Source organism: Pseudomonas atagonensis, assembly GCF_011369485.1.
GTDB classification, from domain to species: Bacteria; Pseudomonadota; Gammaproteobacteria; order Pseudomonadales; family Pseudomonadaceae; genus Aquipseudomonas; species Aquipseudomonas atagonensis.
Map to the genome: position 1 here is coordinate 1 of NZ_VXCA01000069.1, position 1940 is coordinate 1940.

Here is a 1940-nt window from a genome sequence, read left to right on the forward strand (position 1 = left end):
TTGGCGAACTGCGCGTCATCCTTGGCCCGTAACGGCATCAGTGCGCCGCCCGCTAACGGAAAGGCCGGCGCCTTGGACGACATCGGGCCGACCTCGCGCATGACGCGGTTGAGAATACCCCTTGCCGGGCGTCCGGTAAAAATGTTGGTGATCGCGGTTTCGCTTTCTTTGGCCGTGCGCAGAGCCTTGTGATGGGCTGCGCTGATTTTCGCTTCCGGGGTGAACAGGTACGCAGTGCCGACCTGTACCGCCGAAGCGCCGAGCATGAAAGCTGCCGCGACGCCTCGGGCATCGGCAATCGCGCCGGCAGCGATCACCGGCACCTTCACGGCATCGACTACCTGCGGCACCAGCGCGAACGTTCCGACCTGGCTGCTCAAGTCCTCACTGAGGAACATCCCGCGATGGCCGCCGGCTTCATAGCCCATGGCGATGATGGCGTCGCAGCCGTTCTGTTCCAGCCAGATCGCTTCTTCGACAGTGGTGGCAGAGGAGAGGATTTTCGCCCCGGTGGCTTTCACCCGATCGAGCAGGGACTTCTCCGGCAGGCCGAAATGGAAACTCACCACCTCTGGTCGAAACGTTTCCAGCACCTCGCAGGCTTCGACATCGAATGGCGCGCGATTGGAAACGGGCGTTGGCGCATCGAAGTCGACGCCCAGTTCGCGGTAGTACGGCTCCAGCAGGTTTTTCCAGTCGCTCGCGCGTTGTTCATCGGCGGCGGGGGGCTGGTGGCAGAAGAAATTTACATTGAAGGGTTTGTCGGTGTTCTCGCGAATAGTCTTCAGCTCTTCGCGCAATTGTTCGATGCTCAGCATGGCTGCCGGCATCGAACCGAGGCCACCGGCATTGCACACGGCGATGACCATGGACGAATTCGTGGCGCCGGCCATCGGGCCTTGGATGATCGGCAACTCAATGCCGAGCAGGTCAAGAATGCGGGTGTCTGGCCATTGACTCATGGAAGTGACTCTCCGAACGATGAAACGGGCAGGGACGACAGAGCCGGTTTTTTAACAGCAAAACCGGCCGCAGAGCCACTCTGAAATTCAGAACACCGCTCAAGTCGGCGCCTCAACGCCGATGAAGCCCGCCTCCGCCACCGCCAAACGAGCGGTTCATGAATTGTGAGGAGTTGTGGAAGTTGCTGGTGCGCTGGTTGCCAAAGTTGCGCGCCGCCGACTCGCGGTTGAGGTTCTGCAGTTGCGCATTGTTGTTGATCGGTGCAGCCCTTGTAGCGCCGCCGCCACCGACCATCGATTGCCAGCCGTTGTCGGTTTTCTTGTAAACGTTGCCATCGTGCCCGGCATAAACGTTGTCACCGACCCGGGCGGCGCCGCCATTGCGTCCGTGGATCCCGCCATATTGCGTGGTATTGCCGGTATTGGGGTTGTACACCGCGCCGCGATTGGCGGTGACCTGGTTGCCGGTGCGGGCATTGCCTGCGGTCACGCGCTCACCTGCGATTGCGCCACCGTTCGGCCCGACGGCCACGCCACTGCGGCCAGCGGCGTAGTTGCCGGTGTAGACATTGTGCACCGCGCCCCGTTGGCCGGCGGCGGCCACTCCAGTGCGTGAGTTGTAGGAGGCGCCGACCTGACCCGCCCAGCGATTGCCGGTCCAAGCGTTGTAACCGCCGCCATAACGGCTGACCGTCGCCCGATCGCCCCACTGATGATAAATATTTCCAGTGGTGCCAGCCCAGCCGCCGGGTCCCCAGGCAACGGCACCGCCGCGATAGCCGTAAGCGGCGCCGCCCCACGCCAGTGGCGCAGGATACAAGTGCGGCCCCCACGCATACCCCCAGCCGTAATTGCCCCACCACGGAAACGAGCCCCAGCCCCCGCCCATCGCCACCGTGCTGCCGCCCCAGCTCCAGCCGAAGCCGAAACCAAAGGTCCAGCCAGTCCAGGGCGAGTAACGAAAGGCGACGCCAAACC

General features: G+C 63.0%; 1 protein-coding gene and 1 pseudogene. Both read right to left on the bottom strand.

Annotated features, from left to right (window positions below):
* A partial coding sequence (locus tag F2P67_RS27515) for an NAD(P)H-dependent flavin oxidoreductase (protein WP_166226397.1) occupies positions 1–962 on the bottom strand: 962 nt, incomplete at its 3' end.
* Between the two features lie 112 nt (positions 963–1074).
* Positions 1075–1940: pseudogene (locus tag F2P67_RS27520) on the bottom strand (autotransporter); the annotation flags it as partial.